A 250-nucleotide genomic window follows, 5' to 3' on the forward strand; every position below is an offset into this window, starting at 1 on the left:
TAATTCTACCAGCAATTCAAAGAGAGCGGTTATACGAAATCTTTAAACGTCTTTTATGAAATCTTCATATTCGTAATAAAACCTTTCAAAGCCATCCATTTTCTCTACAAAAAATTCGAAAATTTCTTGCCATGTATTTTTATTGAAAACAGAAACTCCGTGTTTTTCGATCCAGATTCTGCTGATCACCTTTCCGTTTTCGAGCGTAAAATGTTCTTCCTTATGAAAATCACCAATGAAATCTTTTAAT

Annotated in this window: 1 protein-coding gene; it reads right to left on the bottom strand. The window is 31.6% G+C overall.

Annotation, left to right across the window (positions count from 1 at the left end):
- Positions 1-42: 42 nt before the first annotated feature.
- Positions 43-250: DUF4268 domain-containing protein (locus SCA31_RS24690; RefSeq protein ID WP_410699596.1), on the bottom strand; the 208-nt coding region annotated here is incomplete at its 5' end.

It is taken from the genome of Chryseobacterium sp. SIMBA_028, from assembly GCF_046535285.1.
Classification (GTDB): domain Bacteria; phylum Bacteroidota; class Bacteroidia; order Flavobacteriales; family Weeksellaceae; genus Chryseobacterium.